Source organism: Enterobacter cloacae complex sp. (genome assembly GCF_900322725.1).
Taxonomy (GTDB): Bacteria; Pseudomonadota; Gammaproteobacteria; order Enterobacterales; family Enterobacteriaceae; genus Enterobacter; species Enterobacter quasihormaechei.
In genome coordinates, this window is the sequence record NZ_LT991957.1 from 1965891 (window position 1) to 1985305 (window position 19415).

A 19415-nucleotide genomic window follows, 5' to 3' on the forward strand; every position below is an offset into this window, starting at 1 on the left:
CCTTTACAGTGTTACCGTTACGATATACACCACTAGCGATAAGAGATAGTTGAATTAATCCACAGATTCGATAGTTAATACCTTTTAACTATCGGTTCGATTAAAAATCCCTCATCTTTGTGAGGGATTTTGCTTTACAGGGCAGGACGAACGCCCAGCGTGTGGCAAATGGCGTAACTCATTTCCGCGCGGTTCAGCGTGTAGAAGTGGAAATCCTTCACCCCTTCGCGGCTCAAGATCTTCACCATGTCCATGGCGATATTGGCGCCCACCAGCTTGCGGGTTTCCGGATCGTCGTCCAGCCCTTCGTACATTTTGGACATCCACAGCGGAATGCGAACGTTAGTCATATCGGCGAACTTCTTCGCCTGTTTGAAGTTCGAGACCGGCAAAATGCCCGGAATGATTTCAACATCAATACCCGCCGAGACGCAGCGGTCGCGAAAGCGCAGGTAGCTTTCCACGTCAAAGAAGAACTGAGTAATCGCGCGGTTGGCACCGGCCTCCACTTTACGCTTCAGGTTGAGCAGGTCTGCCTGGGCGCTTTTCGCTTCCGGGTGTACTTCAGGATACGCCGCAACGGAAATATCGAAGTCCGCCACCTCTTTCAGCAGCCCGACCAGATCGGCGGCAAACATCTCTGGCTTACCGCTGCCCGGCGGAAGGTCGCCGCGCAGGGCCACAATGTGGCGAATGCCGTTATTCCAGTAGTCCTGAGCGATGGCGCGCAGCTCGTCGCGGGTGGCGTCGATACAGGTCAGGTGCGGCGCCGCTTCCAGGCCGGTTCGGTCTTTAATGCCCTTAATGATGCTGTGCGTGCGGTCACGCTCGCCGGAGTTGGCACCGTAGGTTACGGAAACAAACTTCGGTTTAAGACTGCTCAGGCGATCGATAGAGCTCCACAGGGTTTGCTCCATTTCACTGGTGCGTGGCGGGAAAAATTCAAAAGAGACGTTAATCTGGCCGTTAACTTCTGCCAGGCTCTGATTCAGGGCTTCCCGCTGGTTGGCGTGAAAAAAGCTCATACCTTACCTCTACCTTTCGCGTGTCGTTGTTTATTGTGCTGTGAACTTCTATACGTTTAGACGTCCAGATGTAAAAATGACGGAAAAGCGGAGTGGCGTCAACTGAAATAATCAACAATAACGGTGAGGATTGCTCAGGGAAGATGAGGGGCGTTCATGATGGGGGTGAGTGCGGTCTGCCGCCCTCACCCTAACCCTCTCCACGGGGAGAGGGAACAAGCGAAATTACAGCAGCTTAGCCAGACGGTTGATGTCAGACTGGATTGCCCCGGCGGTGACATCGCGTCCCGCGCCCGGGCCACGGATCACCAGCGGGTTATCGCGGTACCAGCGGCTTTCGATGGCGAAGACGTTATCGCACGGCAGCAGAGCGGCCAGCGGATGCTCAGGACGCACCGCCTCCACGCCCACGCGCGCTTTACCGTTCGCCTCGAAGCGTGCCACGTAGCGCAGTACCAGACCCATCTCGTTTGCCGCTTCCAGACGCTGCACCATCTGCTCGTTCAGCTCGTCGCCGTTCTCAAAGAAATGATCAACGGACCCTTCCTCGCAGCCCGCAGGCACCAGCGACTCAACGCGCACCTGACCCGGCTCAATGTCGTAGCCCGCTTCACGCGCCAGGATCACCAGCTTGCGCATCACGTCTTTACCGGCAAGGTCAACGCGCGGATCCGGCTCGGTTAAGCCCTGCTGCCACGCCTGATCCACCAGGTCGGTGAACGGAACGGTGCCATCAAACTGCAAAAACAGCCAGGAGAGCGTGCCGGAGAAAATGCCGCTCAGCGCCAGAATGCTGTCGCCGCTTTCAATCAGGTCACGCACGGTATGGTTAACCGGCAGACCTGCGCCAACGGTGGCGTTGTAAAGCCAGTGACGACCCGTTTTTTCAAACGCGTCGTGGATCTGGCGATATTTATCGGTACTGCTCGCTCCCGCCAGCTTGTTGGCGCTGATGACGTGGAAACCGTGGCTGGCGAAATCCAGATACTGATCGGCCAGCTGTTCGCTGGCGGTAACGTCCAGCACCACCAGATCGTCATACGGGTGCGCGCGCATCCACAGGAACAGCGACTCTTCATCCTGCTCAACGGCTTCATCGTTAAAGAAGGCCAGCGCCCGGCTGGCGTCCAGCCCTTCGTAGTTCAGCAGGCTGCGGCGGCTGTCCACCACGCCCGCAAGAATAAATTCGAATCCGGTACGCGCCGAAAGCGTGACCTGCTCACGGGCGAACAGCTCCAGCCAGCGGGAACCGATATTCCCTTTCCCGAACAGCACCAGGCCGATGCGTTTTTCCGCGCGGAACAGAGAGGTGTGCAGACCCTGAATCAGACTTTCAGTTGGCCCTTTACGCAGCACGGCAACCAGGCTGATGCCCTCTTCCGACTGCCAGGTAAATTCAACCGGCTGGCCCTTCAGCTGCTGCCAGAAGCGGTGGCAGTGCAACGGGTTACGGGTGACGCCCGCGCCCACCATCGCCACCAGCGCCAGCCCCTGACGCAGGCGAAGCTCGCCCGGCAGGCCCGCTTCATCAAGAATTTTTAATGCGCTGTCCACCACTTCGGCGGTATAGCAGAACTGCAACAGCTGGCGGTCATTATGCACGCCAACGGCCAGCGGACGCACCTGCGCACGTTTCAGGATCGTGTCGATATCTTTATGCGCCAGCCTGAAGTCCTGGCCCGCAGGCACCTGGAACTCAATCAGGCAGATGTCATCATGACTGGTGACAATACGCGCCCCCGTGCCGGATGCCAGCACGCGCTCAATGCGGGTGGAACCCTGATCCGGCGTGTAGCTACAGCGTAGTTGCAGGTCAATGTCGCTGCCGGAAACCGGCTGTAGCGTGCGCGCATGCAGCACCGGGGCCGCCAGACGCGCCAGCTCGCTCGCTTCGTCGAGACGCAGCAGCGGCAGCAGGCAGGCGTCTTTTACTTTGCGCGGATCCGCGCTGTACACGCCCGCGACATCGCTCCAGATGGTGACGCGGGATACGCCCGCCAGGGCACCGATCTGCGTTGCCGAGTAGTCAGAGCCGTTACGGCCCAGCAGTACGGTTTCGCCCGCGTTGCTGCGGCTGATAAAGCCGGTGACGACAATACGTTTCCCGGGATGTTGCACCAGCAGCTGTTGCAGCAGCGGATAGGACAGCCCTTCGTCCACCTGCGGCTGTGCAGCGCGTTCCGCACGCAGGAAATCACGCGCGTCGAGCCAGGCGGCTTCTACGCCAAGATGTTGCAGCACGGCGGCCATCAGGCGCGCAGACCACACTTCACCGTGACCCACCACTTCGGCATACACCGCATCGGTGATCCCGCTGTCCAGCAGGGCCGCCAGACGCTCAAGGTCGTGCGTGAAGGCGCTAATCAGCCCGTCCGCCACGTCCGCAGGCAGCAGGCCGGCAATCAGCTCGCTCTGGTAACGACGTAAAGACTGTTGCACCTGATGCGCAGAGAGGCGATCGGTCTGGCTCAGTTTCAGCCAGCTGATCAACTGGTTGGTGGTGCTGCCCGCCGCTGAGACAACCATCATGTCCCCCGGCTGTGAATACTCGGTCATGATCCCTGCGACACGCAGGTAACATTTCACATCAGCAAGACTACTACCACCAAACTTGTGCAGCTGACGACCCTTCGCCCCTGCCTGCGCTATCACACTCATGATTACCCCTTGGCTGCAACCCGGAAGCCATTTTCCAGGTCGGCAATTAAATCTTCAGAATCTTCAATACCGGTCGAGATACGCAGCAGCGTCTCGGAAATCCCGGCGGCGGCACGTGCTTCCGGTGCCATACCTGCGTGCGTCATGGTTGCGGCGTGGGAGATCAAGCTCTCAACTCCCCCTAAGGATTCCGCCAGCGTAAACAATGACAGCCCGCTCAGGAAGCGACGCAGCGTTTGCTCGTCACCATCCAGTTCAAAACTTAACATCGCGCCAAATCCCTTCTGCTGGCGCGCGGCAATCTCGTGCCCCTGGTTTTCCGGCAGCGACGGGTGATAAAGCTTCTTCACCAGCGGCTGGGTTTGCAGGAAATCCACGATCGCCTGGGCATTACGCTGCGCCACGTCCATACGCGGCGACAGCGTGCGGATGCCGCGCAACAGCAGGTAGCTGTCGAACGCGCCCGCGGTGACGCCGATGTTATTGGCCCACCATGCCAGTTCCGTGACAACGTCGGGATCTTTTGCAATCACCACGCCCGCCACCACGTCAGAATGGCCGTTCAGATATTTAGTGCATGAATGCAACACCAGATCGGCACCCAGTGCCAGTGGGTTCTGAAGGGCCGGACTGAGGAACGTATTATCCACTACACTTATCGCTCCCGCATCCCTTGCAAGCTGACAAATTTTCGCAATGTCGACAACGCGCAACAATGGATTGCTTGGACTTTCCACCAGAACCAGCTTCGGCTGCTCGGCAAGCGCCTGTTTCAGCGCCTGTTCGTCGTTTTGATCGACAAACAGCACGCGGTAGCAGCCACGCTTTGCCAGGCTGTCAAACAGACGATAGCTGCCGCCGTAACAGTCGTGCGGTGCTACAAGCAGATCGCCAGGCTTCAGGAACACCGTGGTCACCAGGTGAATAGCAGACATGCCGGTATTGGTTAATACCGCACCCGCGCCGCCTTCCAGTTCCGCCAGCGCGCGCTGAGTGACGTCACGCGTAGGATTGCCGCGACGCGAGTAATCATGCGCGCGGGGTTCATTAAATCCGGTGAAATTGTAGGTACTGGAGAGATGAATCGGCGGGACAACGCAGCCGTACTGCTCGTCATCATTCAATCCGCTACGCACTGCGATGGTGGCCTGTTTACGCGTCATGGTGAGGGCTTCCTGGCGAATGAGGTGAAAAGTCAGGCACCAGAGTAAACATTGAAAGTATGGACGTCAATACATCTGGACATCTAAACTTCTTTGCGTATAGATTGAGCAATGCGCAAATAGCCGTTAAAATTATATGCTTTAGGACACGCTACAGCGGCAATATCCGTGCCTCGGTATCGTCTCTACGGTAAACTACGCAAGATTACGGTTCAAAACCCGTCAGTTACCGGTTTTGCACCTTTAGATTAATGACTGAGAGGATTAAAGGTATCTCATGGCTGAATGGAGCGGCGAATATATCAGCCCATACGCTGAGCACGGTAAGAAGAGTGAGCAAGTCAAGAAAATCACGGTTTCCATTCCTCTGAAGGTGTTGAAGATCCTCACCGATGAACGCACGCGTCGTCAGGTGAACAACCTGCGTCACGCCACCAACAGCGAACTGCTGTGCGAAGCGTTCCTGCATGCGTTTACCGGTCAACCGTTGCCAAACGATGAAGATCTGCGCAAAGAGCGCAGTGACGAAATCCCGGAAGAGGCGAAGGTGATCATGCGTGAGCTGGGCATCGACCCGGAGACGTGGGAATACTGAGAAGCGGATACAAAAAAGGCACCTTGCGGTGCCTTTTTTTCGGGAAACTTATTTAGCGCCCGGGATGCTGAAACGCTTGTTGAAGCGGTCAACACGGCCACCGGTTGCAACATCACGCTGCTTACCAGTGTAGAACGGGTGGCATTTGCCGCACACGTCCAGGTTCAGATCGTGACCCACGGTGGAGCGGATCTGGATAGAGTTACCGCAAGAGCAGTTTGCAGTAATCATTTCGTATTTCGGGTGAATATCTTTTTTCATGGGAGAACCTCAGTTAAGGCCGCGTCGCTCTTCCAGCCCTAACGCCAGACACCACGCGATGTTGAATGTAAGTTCTTTGGCGTAAAATACACCAAAGGCGGCGAATCATACAGAATTTGACCAACGTATGCAAACTGATCCGCACGCCGCTTTCACTAATGTGTATACTAACGCGCCACTTTTCAAGTCAGGAAGATTCGATGCCCGTCGCTCACGTTGCCCTGCCCGTTCCGCTTCCCCGTACCTTTGACTACCTGCTGCCCGACAGCATGAGCGCCAAAGCGGGCTGTCGCGTGACCGTGCCGTTTGGCAAACAGCAGCGCGTCGGGATCGTAGTGTCCATCAGCGATAAAAGCGAACTGCCCCTTAACGAGCTGAAATCGGTCGTTGAGGTGCTGGACGATGAACCGGTTTACTCTTCCAGTACCTGGCGGCTGCTGCTGTGGGCAGCGGATTACTATCATCATCCGGTTGGCGACGTCCTGTTCCACGCCCTGCCCATCATGCTGCGCCAGGGCAAGCGCGCCAGCCATGCGCCCATGTGGTACTGGTTTGCCACCGAACAGGGTCAGGCGGTCGACATTAATAGCCTGAAGCGCTCGCAGAAACAGCAGCAGGCGCTGGCCGCGCTGCGTCAGGGAAAAATCTGGCGCCATCAGGTCGACGAGCTTGAGGTGAGCGAAACCGCGTTACAGGCATTAAGGAAGAAAGGGCTGAGCGAGCTGGCCAGCGAAGCACCTGCCCTGCACGACTGGCGCGACGGCTTTTCCGTGTCGGGCGATCGCCTGCGTCTGAATACCGAGCAGGCCACCGCCGTGGGCGCGATTCACAGCGCCGCCGATCGTTTCTCCGCCTGGCTGCTGGCGGGCGTCACCGGCTCCGGTAAAACCGAAGTTTATCTGAGCGTGCTGGAAAACGTGCTCGCGCAGGGGAAACAGGCGCTGGTGATGGTGCCGGAAATCGGCCTGACGCCGCAAACCATCGCCCGCTTCCGTGAACGCTTTCACGCGCCCGTTGAGGTGCTGCACTCCGGCCTGAACGACAGCGAGCGCCTCAGTGCCTGGCTGAAGGCGAAAAATGGCGAAGCGGCGATTGTTATCGGCACCCGTTCCTCGCTGTTTACGCCGTTTAAAAACCTCGGCGTTATCGTGATCGATGAAGAGCACGACAGCTCCTATAAACAGCAGGAAGGCTGGCGCTATCACGCCCGCGATCTGGCGGTCTACCGCGCGCACAGCGAGCAAATCCCCATTATTCTCGGGTCCGCTACGCCTGCGCTCGAAACGCTGCACAACGTGCGCCAGCGTAAATACCATATGCTGCGCCTGACGCGCCGCGCGGGGAATGCCCGCCCGGCCATCCAGCACGTGCTGGATCTGAAAGGCCAGCAGGTACAGGCCGGGCTAGCACCTGCATTGATTAGCCGCATGCGCCAGCATTTGCAGGCGGGCAACCAGGTGATCCTGTTTCTGAACCGCCGCGGCTTCGCGCCTGCGCTGCTGTGCCACGACTGCGGCTGGATTGCAGAGTGCCCGCGCTGCGATCACTACTACACCTTCCACCAGGCCCAGCGCCACCTGCGCTGCCACCACTGCGACAGCCAGCGTCCGGTGCCGCGCCAGTGCCCGTCGTGCGGCTCAACGCACATCGTACCGGTCGGTCTGGGCACGGAACAGCTTGAACAGGCGCTCGCGCCCTTCTTCCCGGACGTGCCTATTTCCCGTATCGACCGGGACACCACCAGCCGTAAAGGGGCGCTGGAGCAGCAGCTGGCGGAAGTGCATCGCGGCGGGGCGCGCATCCTGATTGGCACCCAGATGCTGGCGAAAGGGCACCACTTCCCGGACGTGACGCTGGTTGCCCTGCTGGACGTCGACGGCGCGCTGTTCTCGGCAGATTTCCGCTCCGCCGAGCGTTTCGCCCAGCTTTATACTCAGGTTGCCGGGCGCGCCGGACGCGCGGGTAAACAGGGCGAGGTCGTACTGCAAACGCACCATCCTGAACATCCGCTGCTGCAAACCCTGCTGCATAAAGGCTATGACGCCTTCGCGGACCAGGCGCTGGCTGAACGTCAGACGATGCAGCTTCCCCCGTGGACCAGCCACGTCATCATCCGTGCGGAAGATCATAACAACCAGCAGGCGCCGCTGTTCCTGCAACAGCTGAGAAACCTTCTGCAAGCCAGCCCGCTGGTGGATAATCAGCTGTGGATTTTAGGCCCGGTCCCCGCGCTTGCCCCGAAACGCGGTGGCCGTTTCCGCTGGCAACTCTTGCTTCAGCACCCTTCGCGTATCCGTTTACAGCAGATCGTCAGCGGCACGCTGGCGCTGATCAATACCCTGCCGGAAGCGCGAAAAGTGAAGTGGGTTCTGGACGTCGATCCGATTGAAGGCTGAATGCGGATCGAAAAATTTAACTCGCCTCACACTTTTTATGAAAATTCTGTAACCGATTCCATTAACTATCTGTAAAAATGGTGCTGTACGCAGTTCGGTGTTCAGGCGAGGAGAAGACGTTGAAGTCCAGGAAAGAGGTTGCCTCGGCGACCATGAAAGACGTTGCCGAGAAAGCACAAGTCTCAACAGCAACCGTGTCCCGCGCATTGATGAACCCTGACAAAGTCTCCCAGGCAACCCGAAACCGGGTTGAAAAGGCGGCGCTTGAGGTGGGTTATTTCCCGCAAGCCATGGGGCGCAACGTTAAACGCAATGAATCCCGCACCATCCTGGTGATCGTGCCGGACATCTGCGATCCCTTCTTCAGCGAAATCATTCGCGGCATTGAGGTTACCGCCGCCGCCCAGGGCTATCTGGTGCTGATTGGTGACTGTGCCCACCAGAACCAGCAGGAAAAAACGTTCATCGACCTGATCATCACCAAGCAAATTGATGGCATGCTGCTGCTTGGCTCGCGCCTGCCGTTTGATGCCAGCATCGAAGAACAGCGCAATCTACCGCCGATGGTCATGGCGAACGAGTTTGCGCCGGAGCTGGAGCTGCCGACCGTACATATCGACAACCTCACCGCCGCGTTCAACGCCGTGAACTATCTTCAGGAGCTGGGGCATAAGCGTATCGGGTGTATTGCCGGGCCAGAAGAGATGCCGCTGTGTCATTACCGGTTGCAGGGCTACGTTCAGGCGCTGCGCCGTACCGGGGCCATCGTCGATCCGCACTACATTGCGCGCGGTGATTTCACCTTTGAAGCGGGCGGGCAGGCGCTGGAAAAATTGCTGGCCTTGCCAGAACCGCCTACCGCGGTGTTCTGCCACAGCGACGTGATGGCGCTGGGCGCATTATCTTACGCCAAACGTCACGGTCTGCGCGTGCCGCAGGACCTGTCGATTATCGGCTTTGATAATATTTCGCTTTCGGAATTTTGCGATCCGCCGCTTTCAACCGTTGCACAACCGCGGTATGAGATTGGCCGGGAAGCGATGCTGCTTTTGCTGGATCAGCTGCACGGTCAAACAGTTAGCAGCGGGTCACGGCTACTGGATTGTGAGCTGATTGTGCGCGGCTCTACCCAGGCATTAACTTAAAGTAAATACCTTTCTACACCCTTATCTGGTCAAAGCCCCGTCGCTTAAGTAACATGGCGGGCTGACGAACGAATAAATACAGCGAAACGATAGTGGCACAACGAGATTATGTACGTCGCGGCCAGCCGGCACCTTCGCGACGCAAAAAGAGTAGTTCAAAAAGCAAGCAACGTAGCCTGTCTGCTGTCTCTCCAGCCATGGTCGCCATTGCTGCGGCCGTGCTGGTGGCCTTTATTGGCGGCCTCTACTTCATTACGCACCATAAAAAAGAAGAGTCTGAAGCCCTTCAGGGCAACAAGGTCGTCGGTAACGGCCTGCCTCCGAAGCCTGAAGAGCGCTGGCGCTACATTAAAGAGCTGGAAAGCCGCCAGCCTGGCGTACGTGCGCCTACCGAACCTTCTGCCGGGGGTGAAGTGAAGAATGCCGATCAGCTAACGGATGAACAGCGTCAGTTGCTGGCACAGATGCAGGCAGACATGCGCCAGCAGCCTACGCAGTTGAACGAAGTGCCGTGGAACGAACAAACCCCGGCGCAGCGTCAGCAAACGTTGCAGCGTCAGCGTCAGGCTCAGCAGCAAACGCAGCAGCAGCAGTGGACGCAAACGCAGCCGGTACAGCAGCCGCGCACCCAACCGCAGCAACAGACGCGTACCGTGCAAACGCAGCCTGTCCAGCAGCAGCCGAAAACGCAGCCGCAGAAGCAGACGGCACAGCCGTATCAGGATCTGTTGCAGACGCCTGCGCATACCACTGCGCAACAGCCAAAAACGCAGCAGGCTGCGCCGGTCACCAAAGAGACCGAGGCGCCGAAGCAGACGGCGGAGAAAAAAGATGAACGCCGCTGGATGGTTCAGTGCGGCTCGTTTAAAGGCGCCGAGCAGGCCGAAACGGTGCGTGCTCAGCTGGCATTTGAAGGATTTGACTCACGCATTACCACCAATAACGGCTGGAATCGCGTGGTGATCGGCCCGGTCAAAGGCAAAGAAAACGCAGACGGCACCATTTCCCGTTTGAAAGTGGCTGGCCACACAAACTGCATTCGACTCGCCTCCGGGGGTTGAAACCCCCAAAATCCCCCCCATCTATCATTTAATTCAGCCCTGAGCACAGGCTCAGGGCTTCTGTTTCCCGAATCTGTAACCAGGGGGTCTGCTCGTGACAACAATAGTAAGTGTACGCCGTAACGGCCAGGTGGTAATTGCCGGTGATGGCCAGGCCACGCTGGGTAATACCGTCATGAAAGGCAACGTGAAGAAAGTCCGTCGTCTTTATAACGACAAAGTGATCGCCGGTTTCGCGGGCGGCACGGCGGATGCCTTCACGCTGTTTGAACTGTTTGAACGCAAACTGGAAATGCATCAGGGTCATCTGGTGAAAGCCGCCGTTGAGCTGGCAAAAGACTGGCGTACCGACCGCATGCTGCGCAAGCTCGAAGCGCTGCTGGCCGTGGCCGACGAAAACGCCTCGCTGATCATCACCGGTAACGGTGACGTGGTTCAGCCTGAAAACGACCTGATTGCCATCGGCTCTGGCGGCCCGTACGCCCAGGCCGCAGCCCGTGCGCTGTTGGAAAACACCGACATGAACGCGCGCGATATCGCGGTGAAAGCGTTGGATATTGCAGGTGATATCTGCATCTATACCAACCACAATCACACCATCGAAGAATTGACCTCCAAAGCGTAAGGATCGCCCATGTCTGAAATGACCCCACGCGAAATTGTCAGCGAACTGAACAAACACATCATCGGCCAGGACAACGCCAAGCGCTCCGTGGCTATCGCACTGCGTAACCGCTGGCGTCGCATGCAGCTCGACGAAGAGCTGCGCCACGAAGTGACGCCGAAAAACATTCTGATGATCGGCCCGACCGGGGTGGGTAAAACCGAAATCGCCCGTCGTCTGGCCAAGCTGGCTAACGCGCCGTTCATCAAAGTGGAAGCCACCAAGTTCACCGAAGTGGGCTATGTGGGTAAAGAAGTGGACTCCATCATCCGCGATTTGACCGATTCGGCAATTAAGATGGTGCGCGTCCAGGCGATCGAGAAAAACCGCTATCGCGCCGAAGAGATGGCCGAAGAGCGCATTCTCGACGTGCTGATCCCACCGGCAAAAAACAACTGGGGACAGGCTGAACAGCAGGCTGAACCTTCTGCTGCGCGTCAGGCATTCCGCAAAAAGCTGCGCGAAGGTGAACTGGACGATAAAGAGATTGAGATCGATCTCGCTGCCGCGCCGATGGGCGTAGAAATCATGGCACCTCCGGGCATGGAAGAGATGACCAGCCAGTTGCAGTCCATGTTCCAGAACCTGGGCGGCCAGAAGCAGAAAGCGCGTAAGCTGAAAATCAAAGACGCGATGAAGCTGCTGATTGAAGAAGAAGCCGCGAAGCTGGTTAACCCGGAAGAGCTGAAACAGGACGCTATCGACGCCGTTGAGCAGCACGGTATCGTCTTTATCGACGAAATCGACAAAATCTGTAAGCGCGGCAACGCGTCCGGCCCGGATGTTTCCCGCGAAGGCGTTCAGCGCGACCTGCTGCCGCTGGTAGAAGGTTGCACCGTTTCCACCAAGCACGGCATGGTGAAAACTGACCACATTCTGTTTATCGCCTCCGGCGCGTTCCAGATTGCCAGTCCGTCTGACCTGATTCCGGAACTCCAGGGTCGTCTGCCTATCCGCGTTGAGTTGCAGGCGCTGACCACCGAAGATTTCGAACGTATCCTGACCGAGCCAAACGCTTCTGTGACCGTACAGTACAAAGCGCTGATGGCGACCGAAGGCGTGAACATTGAATTTACCGATGACGGTATCAAGCGCATCGCCCAGGCCGCGTGGCAGGTCAACGAGACCACCGAGAACATCGGTGCGCGTCGTCTGCACACCGTGCTGGAACGCCTGATGGAAGACATCTCTTATGATGCGAGCGACCTTAACGGTCAAAGCATTACCATTGACGCAGACTATGTGAGCAAACACCTGGATGCGTTAGTGGCAGATGAAGATCTGAGCCGTTTTATTCTATAATCGCGTTCAATGCATTTTCATCACTGTTGATGGGGGCTATTGCCCCCATTTTTTATTGGCTAAATAACTATGACTGATATCAGCCGTACGCAGGCGTGGCTCGAAAGTCTGCGCCCTAAAACGCTTCCTCTGGCTTTTGCCGCTATTATTGTCGGCACCGCGCTTGCCTGGTGGCAGGGGCATTTCGATCCGCTGGTGGCAGGTCTGGCGCTCATTACCGCCGGGCTGCTGCAAATCCTCTCTAACCTCGCGAATGATTATGGCGATGCGGTAAAAGGCAGCGACAAGCCTGACCGTATCGGGCCGCTGCGCGGGATGCAAAAAGGGGTGATCACCCAGGCACAGATGAAGCGGGCGTTGATTATCACCGTGGTGTTAATTTGCCTGTCCGGGCTGGCGCTGGTGACGGTCGCCTCGAAAACCACCAGCGACTTCATTGGCTTCCTGGTGCTGGGCCTGCTCGCCATTATTGCGGCCATTACCTATACCGTCGGCACGCGCCCTTACGGGTATATTGGCCTGGGCGATATCTCCGTGCTGGTTTTCTTCGGCTGGCTAAGCGTGATGGGAAGCTGGTACTTGCAGGCACATACGGTGATCCCTGCCCTGTTCCTGCCCGCGACCGCCTGTGGCCTGCTGGCGACAGCGGTGCTAAATATCAATAACCTGCGCGACATCGACAGCGACCGCGAGAACGGTAAAAACACCCTTGCGGTGCGTCTGGGGCCGTTGAATGCACGCCGCTATCACGCCTGCCTGCTCATCGGCGCGCTGGTCTGCCTGGCGCTGTTCAACCTGATTTCTCTGCACAGCCTGTGGGGCTGGCTGTTTGTGCTCGCCGCACCGCTGTTGATTAAGCAGGCCCGTTACGTGATGCGTGAACTTAGCCCGGCCGCCATGCCGCCGATGCTGGAACGCACGGTAAAAGGCGCATTGCTGACTAACCTGCTGTTCGTCATCGGGATTGTCTTAAGCCAGACGCTGAGTTAGCTGACAAATATCAATTAACAATTGATGATTTTGCCAACAACGCATTTCGCACGATATACTGAACACATTCGCAGCAACAGAGCGTTAAACCTATGAAATACGATACCTCCGAGCTTTGCGACATCTACCAGGAAGATGTCAACGTCGTTGAACCCCTGTTTTCCAACTTTGGCGGACGGTCGTCATTTGGCGGGCAAATCATCACGGTGAAATGTTTCGAGGACAACGGGTTGCTGTACGATCTGCTCGAAGAGAACGGCCGTGGCCGCGTCCTGCTGGTGGACGGTGGCGGTTCAGTACGCCGCGCACTGATCGATGCAGACCTTGCCCGCCTTGCCGTGCAAAACGAGTGGGAAGGGATTGTGGTCTACGGCTCCGTGCGCCAGGTGGACGATCTGGAAGACCTGGATATCGGAATTCAGGCCATTGCCGCCATTCCGGTTGGCGCAGCGGGTGAAGGCATCGGCGAAAGCGACGTGCGCGTCAATTTCGGCGGCGTAACCTTCTTCTCCGGCGACCATCTTTATGCCGACAATACCGGGATTATCCTTTCCGAGGATGCGCTGGACATTGAGTAGTTAATCGGTAAGCGAGCTATATAAAAAAAGCCGGGTGGCGGCTTCGCCTTACCCGGCCTACTTAATTCATTCCCAAAGGAAATCAGACTTCTTCCATACGTCCCAGCAGCGCCTGCAAGCGATCCTGCCAGCCGTTCTGCTGTTCGCGCAGCTGGTTGTTTTCGCGCTCCAGTTCTTCGCGGCTGTGCTGAGCGTTCTGAACTTCCTGAGACAGGGAGTTGTTCTTCTCTTTCAGCTCTTCAATTTCCATTTGCAGCAGCGTGATGGTGTCAATCGCCTGCTGTACTTTCGATTCCAGTTTCTCAAACACTTCTAAAGACATGATCCTACCTCTCCTGAATTGCAAGGCGACGCTTTAAGATAAACGCGCACAACATATGTTCCGATTGTATGGAGCGCCGTCGCCCCTGTCCAGCGGCATGCCACGCAGATCGCGGTTTGCAACACTTTTCGGCCTCGTCCTGGTGCGTTCGCCGCATATACCCCTAAGTTGTTAACCCATAAGTTAAAGAAATGATTCAGCCCATAATCATTATCTGATGCAAAAACGCGCTTTATGGCGCGAAAACGCTCATTTTATTGACACAGACCACACATTTCGATTTCGATATTTCTCGTTTGTGCTCGTTAACGATAAATTAACACTGTGTCTACAGGACACCGTGACTGTCACGGGCGGTCACGCAAACAATAAACATTACTCTTTTGCAGGATTCCGATTATGAGTCAGACATCAACCTTAAAAGGCCAGTGCATTGCCGAGTTTCTGGGTACCGGGTTGTTGATATTCTTCGGAGTAGGCTGTGTCGCTGCACTGAAAGTGGCGGGTGCCAGTTTTGGTCAGTGGGAAATCAGTATTATCTGGGGTCTGGGCGTGGCGATGGCCATCTACCTGACCGCAGGCGTTTCCGGCGCACATCTTAACCCGGCGGTGACCATCGCATTGTGGCTGTTCGCGTGCTTTGACGGACGCAAAGTTGTCCCTTTCATCATTTCACAATTTGCCGGCGCCTTTTGCGCAGCGGCGTTAGTTTACGGGCTTTATTACAATCTTTTCAGCGACTTCGAGCAGACGCACCACATGGTGCGTGGTAGTGTCGAAAGTCTGGATCTGGCGGGCATTTTCTCAACGTATCCGAATCCGCATATTAATTTTGTGCAGGCGTTCGCAGTTGAAATGGTGATTACCGCTATTCTGATGGGCGTCATTATGGCGCTGGGCGACGACGGAAACGGCATTCCGCGCGGCCCGCTGGCGCCGCTGCTGATTGGCCTGCTGATTGCGGTTATCGGCGCGTCGATGGGGCCGCTGACCGGCTTTGCAATGAACCCGGCGCGCGACCTGGGCCCAAAAACCTTCGCCTTCTTTGCCGGATGGGGCGACGTCGCCTTCACTGGCGGCAAGGACATTCCTTACTTCCTGGTTCCGCTGCTCGGGCCAATCGTAGGGGCGGCGCTGGGCGCATTTGGCTATCGCAAATTAATTGGTCGCCACTTACCGTGCGACACCTGTGTGGAAGAGGAAAAAGAGACGACTTCCACCGCACAACAAAAAGCTTCGCTGTAATCTGACTACGGGACACATACCATGACCGAAAAAAAATATATCGTTGCGCTCGACCAGGGCACTACCAGCTCCCGCGCTGTCGTAATGGATCACGACGCGAACATTGTCAGCGTGTCTCAACGCGAATTTGAGCAAATTTATCCGCGTCCAGGCTGGGTAGAACACGACCCAATGGAGATCTGGGCGTCACAAAGCTCCACGCTGGTGGAAGTGCTGGCAAAAGCCGACATCAGTTCTGACGAGATTGCCGCTATCGGTATCACCAACCAGCGTGAAACCACCGTTGTCTGGGAGCGCGAAACCGGTAAGCCAATCTACAACGCCATTGTCTGGCAGTGCCGCCGCACGTCAGAGATCTGCGAAAAGCTGAAGCGCGACGGGATGGAAGAGTACATCCGCAGCGCAACCGGTCTGGTCATTGACCCCTATTTCTCCGGCACCAAAGTGAAGTGGATCCTCGACCATGTGGAAGGTTCACGCGAGCGTGCACGACGCGGCGAGTTGCTGTTCGGCACCGTCGATACCTGGCTTATCTGGAAGATGACTCAGGGACGCGTTCACGTCACCGACTACACCAACGCCTCGCGCACCATGCTGTTCAACATCAACACCCTGGAGTGGGATGACAAGATGCTGGACGCGCTGGACATTCCGCGCGCCATGCTGCCACAGGTGCGTAAATCTTCAGAAGTGTACGGCCAGACCAACATCGGCGGTAAAGGCGGCACGCGTATTCCTATCGCCGGTATCGCCGGTGACCAGCAGGCGGCACTGTTCGGCCAGCTGTGCGTTAAGGAAGGGATGGCGAAGAACACGTACGGTACCGGCTGCTTTATGCTGATGAACACCGGTGAGAAAGCGGTGAAATCAGAAAACGGTCTGCTGACCACCATCGCCTGCGGCCCACGCGGTGAGGTGAACTATGCCCTGGAAGGGGCGGTATTCATGGCGGGCGCGTCCATTCAGTGGCTGCGCGACGAGATGAAGCTGATCAGCGATGCGTTTGACTCCGAATACTTTGCGACTAAGGTGAAAGACACCAACGGCGTATATGTGGTGCCCGCGTTTACCGGTCTGGGCGCACCGTACTGGGATCCGTACGCCCGCGGCGCGATTTTCGGCCTGACGCGTGGTGTAAACTCAAACCACATCATCCGTGCGACCCTGGAATCCATCGCCTACCAGACGCGCGACGTGCTGGAAGCGATGCAGGCCGACTCCGGCATTCGTCTGCACGCCCTGCGCGTGGACGGCGGCGCGGTAGCCAACAACTTCCTGATGCAGTTCCAGTCCGACATTCTGGGCACCCGCGTTGAGCGTCCTGAGGTGCGAGAAGTGACGGCGCTTGGCGCGGCGTATCTGGCAGGCCTGGCGGTTGGCTTCTGGCAAAACCTCGATGAGCTTCAGGAAAAAGCAGTAATCGAACGCGAATTCCGTCCTGGGATCGAAACCACCGAGCGCAACTACCGCTACAGCGGATGGAAGAAAGCGGTGAAACGTGCCCTGGCATGGGAAGAACACGACGAGTGAGCCTATATTCCCTCTCCTCTGGGGAGAGGGTTAAGGTGAGGGGCATCGACCGCACCGGTCCCCTCGCCCCTCTCCACTCTGTGATAAACTTCGTGCAATTCCTTTTGATTGTACGAGTACCTCATGAAACGTGAACTTGCTATCGAGTTTTCCCGCGTCACCGAAGCTGCCGCCCTTGCAGGCTATAAGTGGCTGGGGCGTGGCGACAAAAATACCGCAGACGGCGCAGCCGTCCACGCCATGCGCATTGTGCTTAATCAGGTCAATATCGACGGCACTATCGTCATTGGCGAAGGCGAAATCGACGAAGCGCCGATGCTCTACATCGGTGAAAAAGTCGGAACCGGCAAAGGCGATGCGGTAGATATTGCGGTCGACCCGATTGAAGGCACGCGCATGACGGCGATGGGCCAGGCCAATGCGCTGGCGGTGCTGGCCGTGGGCGATAAAGGCTGCTTCCTCAACGCGCCGGACATGTACATGGAAAAGCTGATTGTCGGCCCTGGCGCAAAAGGCGCAATCGACCTCAGCCTGCCGCTGGACGCCAACCTGCGCAATATCGCAGCAGCGCTGGGTAAACCGCTCAACGAACTCACCGTGACCATTCTGGCGAAACCGCGCCACGACGCCACCATCTCTTATCTGCAAGCACTCGGCGTGCGCGTGTTTGCCATTCCGGATGGCGACGTTGCCGCCTCTATTCTGACCTGCATGCCGGACAGCGAAGTCGACGTGCTTTACGGCATCGGCGGCGCGCCGGAAGGCGTGGTCTCTGCGGCAGTGATCCGCGCGCTGGACGGTGATATGCAGGCGCGCCTGCTGCCACGCCATGAGGTTAAAGGCGACAGCGACGAGAACCGCCGCATCGGTGAAGACGAGCTGGCGCGCTGTGCCGCGATGGGCATCGAAGCCAATAAAGTGCTCGCCCTGAGCGATATGGCCCGCAGCGACAATGTGGTCTTCTCCGCCACCGGCATCACCAAAGGCGATCTGCTGGACGGCATCACCCGCAAGGGCAACATGGCCACCACCGAAACCCTGCTGATCCGCGGTAAATCCCGCACCATTCGCCGCATTCAGTCCATTCATTATCTCGATCTCAAAGACCCGGACGTGCAGACGCACATTCTGTAAAACCGTTTGATCGATAGAGCTTTCCGGCCCGAATGGGCTGGAAATGTTTCCCACAAGTACGGAAGATAGAAGAGAGACACAGCACAGGAGAAGATCATGGCGGACTGGGTAACAGGTAAAGTCACAAAGGTACAGTTCTGGACCGATGCGCTATTTAGCCTCACGCTGCACGCGCCCGTTCATCCGTTTACCGCCGGGCAGTTTGCCAAGCTCGGGCTGGATATCGACGGTGAACGCGTACAGCGCGCCTACTCTTACGTTAACGCGCCTGATAACCCGGATCTCGAGTTCTACCTGGTCACCGTTCCGGACGGCAAGCTCAGCCCGCGCCTTGCTGCGCTGAAACCGGGCGATGAGGTGCAGATTGTCAGCGACGCGGCAGGCTTCTTTGTGCTGGATGAAATTCCGGATTGTGAAACGCTCTGGATGCTGGCGACCGGTACGGCCATCGGCCCTTATCTCTCTATCCTGGAGTACGGCAAAGATCTGGAGCGCTTTAAGAACATCGTGCTGGTCCACGCCGCGCGTTACGCCGCCGACCTGAGCTATTTGCCGCAGATGCAGGCGCTGGAACAGCGTTACGGCGGGAAATTAAAGATTCAGACGGTGGTCAGCCGCGAAACCGCAGCCGGCTCGTTAACCGGCCGCGTTCCGGCGCTGATTGAAAGCGGCGCGCTGGAAGAGGCAGTGGGTTTACCGATGAATACCGACACCAGCCACGTGATGCTGTGCGGTAACCCGCAGATGGTGCGCGATACGCAGCAGCTGCTGAAGGATACCCGGCAGATGACGAAGCACCTTCGCCGCCGGCCGGGCCACATGACCGCTGAACACTACTGGTGATCAGCGGTACTTCACCTCAAGGGTATCTTTTCCGTATTTGTTCTCGCTCTGGGTGCCGATAAACGCGCCCAGTTCGACAACCATCATCACAAAGATAACCGTCGGCAGCAGTCTGCCCACCACCCACGGGAGGATGGAGGGCAGCATCGCCCAGTTTCCCGCCACCAGCATCCACGCCAGAATAATCAGGAAAGCCCATGCGCCGGAGCGGCCACGATCGTGCAGACGCTTCACCACCACGGCGGCGGTTGGCCACAGCAAACAGACCAGCGCAAATGCCGCGGTTTGCGTGCTCAGCCAGGCGTTGTAGGCAACGAAAAACAGAAGCAGCATGGCGATAACCCACGCTGCCATCCAGATCCAGAAGTCACGGCGTCCAATACGCCCTTTGAATGAAAACAGCCACTGCTGTATGGTCATGTAAGGTTCCTTATTATTGTTTAGCCCGCATTTTACCCTGGAGTTGTGACCTTTTGACAAGCCAACCAGATATCGTTTTAATC

18 protein-coding genes are annotated in these 19415 nt (G+C 57.2%); 12 read left to right on the forward strand and 6 right to left on the reverse strand.

Translation table 11 applies throughout. The annotated features are described in order from the left end of the window. Positions 1-134: 134 nt before the first annotated feature. From metF to metB, 3 genes are all read right to left on the reverse strand, one after another. Complete coding sequence (gene metF, locus DBR02_RS09855) at positions 135-1025, reverse strand: methylenetetrahydrofolate reductase (RefSeq protein WP_063449726.1); 891 nt, start codon at positions 1023-1025, stop codon at positions 135-137. A 225-nt stretch (positions 1026-1250) separates the two neighbouring features. After that, positions 1251-3683, reverse strand: a complete 2433-nt coding sequence (locus DBR02_RS09860; RefSeq protein ID WP_063865463.1) for a bifunctional aspartate kinase/homoserine dehydrogenase II — start codon at positions 3681-3683, stop codon at positions 1251-1253. A gap of 2 nt (positions 3684-3685) precedes the next feature. Continuing rightward, positions 3686-4846 (reverse strand): cystathionine gamma-synthase, encoded by a 1161-nt coding sequence (gene metB, locus DBR02_RS09865; RefSeq protein WP_063449724.1) that lies wholly within the window; start codon positions 4844-4846, stop codon positions 3686-3688. A gap of 277 nt (positions 4847-5123) precedes the next feature. Between metB and metJ the strand changes: the two genes are divergently transcribed. Further along, entirely contained in the window at positions 5124-5441 is a 318-nt protein-coding gene (metJ, locus tag DBR02_RS09870; RefSeq protein ID WP_015966498.1) for a met regulon transcriptional regulator MetJ, read from the forward strand. Positions 5442-5489: 48 nt separating this feature from the next. Here metJ and rpmE read toward each other — a convergent pair whose 3' ends face one another. Then, entirely contained in the window at positions 5490-5702 is a 213-nt protein-coding gene (gene rpmE, locus DBR02_RS09875) for a 50S ribosomal protein L31 (RefSeq protein WP_003862040.1), read from the reverse strand. A gap of 200 nt (positions 5703-5902) precedes the next feature. Between rpmE and priA the strand changes: the two genes are divergently transcribed. From priA to rraA, 7 genes are all read left to right on the forward strand, one after another. Next, entirely contained in the window at positions 5903-8098 is a 2196-nt protein-coding gene (gene priA / locus DBR02_RS09880) for a primosomal protein N' (protein ID WP_107534216.1), read from the forward strand. Positions 8099-8217: 119 nt separating this feature from the next. Then, positions 8218-9243, forward strand: a complete 1026-nt coding sequence (gene cytR / locus DBR02_RS09885; RefSeq protein WP_107534218.1) for a DNA-binding transcriptional regulator CytR — start codon at positions 8218-8220, stop codon at positions 9241-9243. Positions 9244-9335: 92 nt separating this feature from the next. Further along, positions 9336-10304 (forward strand): cell division protein FtsN, encoded by a 969-nt coding sequence (gene ftsN / locus DBR02_RS09890; RefSeq protein WP_064910923.1) that lies wholly within the window; start codon positions 9336-9338, stop codon positions 10302-10304. Positions 10305-10398: 94 nt separating this feature from the next. After that, on the forward strand, positions 10399-10929 hold the full coding sequence (gene hslV, locus DBR02_RS09895; protein ID WP_022649795.1) for an ATP-dependent protease subunit HslV: 531 nt from the start codon (positions 10399-10401) through the stop codon (positions 10927-10929). Between the two features lie 9 nt (positions 10930-10938). Further along, positions 10939-12270: an HslU--HslV peptidase ATPase subunit gene (gene hslU / locus DBR02_RS09900; RefSeq protein ID WP_063449721.1), complete on the forward strand. Its 1332-nt coding sequence runs from the start codon at positions 10939-10941 to the stop codon at positions 12268-12270. 63 nt (positions 12271-12333) lie between these two features. Beyond that, positions 12334-13260, forward strand: a complete 927-nt coding sequence (gene menA / locus DBR02_RS09905; protein WP_107534220.1) for a 1,4-dihydroxy-2-naphthoate polyprenyltransferase — start codon at positions 12334-12336, stop codon at positions 13258-13260. A gap of 92 nt (positions 13261-13352) precedes the next feature. Beyond that, positions 13353-13838, forward strand: coding sequence for a ribonuclease E activity regulator RraA (gene rraA, locus DBR02_RS09910; RefSeq protein WP_003862032.1), 486 nt, complete (start codon positions 13353-13355; stop codon positions 13836-13838). 82 nt (positions 13839-13920) lie between these two features. Here rraA and zapB read toward each other — a convergent pair whose 3' ends face one another. After that, entirely contained in the window at positions 13921-14160 is a 240-nt protein-coding gene (gene zapB, locus DBR02_RS09915; protein ID WP_022649799.1) for a septal ring assembly protein ZapB, read from the reverse strand. 399 nt (positions 14161-14559) lie between these two features. On the opposite strand from zapB, the gene DBR02_RS09920 reads away from it, so the two are divergent. The 4 genes from DBR02_RS09920 (at position 14560) to fpr (ending at position 18912) form a co-directional block, all read left to right on the forward strand. After that, a complete protein-coding gene (locus DBR02_RS09920; RefSeq protein WP_107534221.1) occupies positions 14560-15405 on the forward strand; it encodes an MIP/aquaporin family protein in 846 nt (281 codons plus the stop codon). A gap of 21 nt (positions 15406-15426) precedes the next feature. Beyond that, complete coding sequence (glpK, locus tag DBR02_RS09925) at positions 15427-16935, forward strand: glycerol kinase GlpK (RefSeq protein ID WP_063449719.1); 1509 nt, start codon at positions 15427-15429, stop codon at positions 16933-16935. A 123-nt stretch (positions 16936-17058) separates the two neighbouring features. Next, positions 17059-18069, forward strand: coding sequence for a class II fructose-bisphosphatase (gene glpX / locus DBR02_RS09930; protein WP_107534222.1), 1011 nt, complete (start codon positions 17059-17061; stop codon positions 18067-18069). Between the two features lie 96 nt (positions 18070-18165). Continuing rightward, positions 18166-18912 carry a ferredoxin--NADP(+) reductase gene (gene fpr, locus DBR02_RS09935; protein WP_107534223.1) on the forward strand — a complete coding sequence of 249 codons (747 nt, stop codon included), beginning with the start codon at positions 18166-18168 and terminating at the stop codon, positions 18910-18912. Here the strand turns inward: fpr and DBR02_RS09940 are convergent, their stop codons facing one another. After that, complete coding sequence (locus DBR02_RS09940; protein WP_063865457.1) at positions 18913-19332, reverse strand: DUF805 domain-containing protein; 420 nt, start codon at positions 19330-19332, stop codon at positions 18913-18915. It abuts the gene before it with no gap. Positions 19333-19415 lie beyond the last annotated feature (83 nt).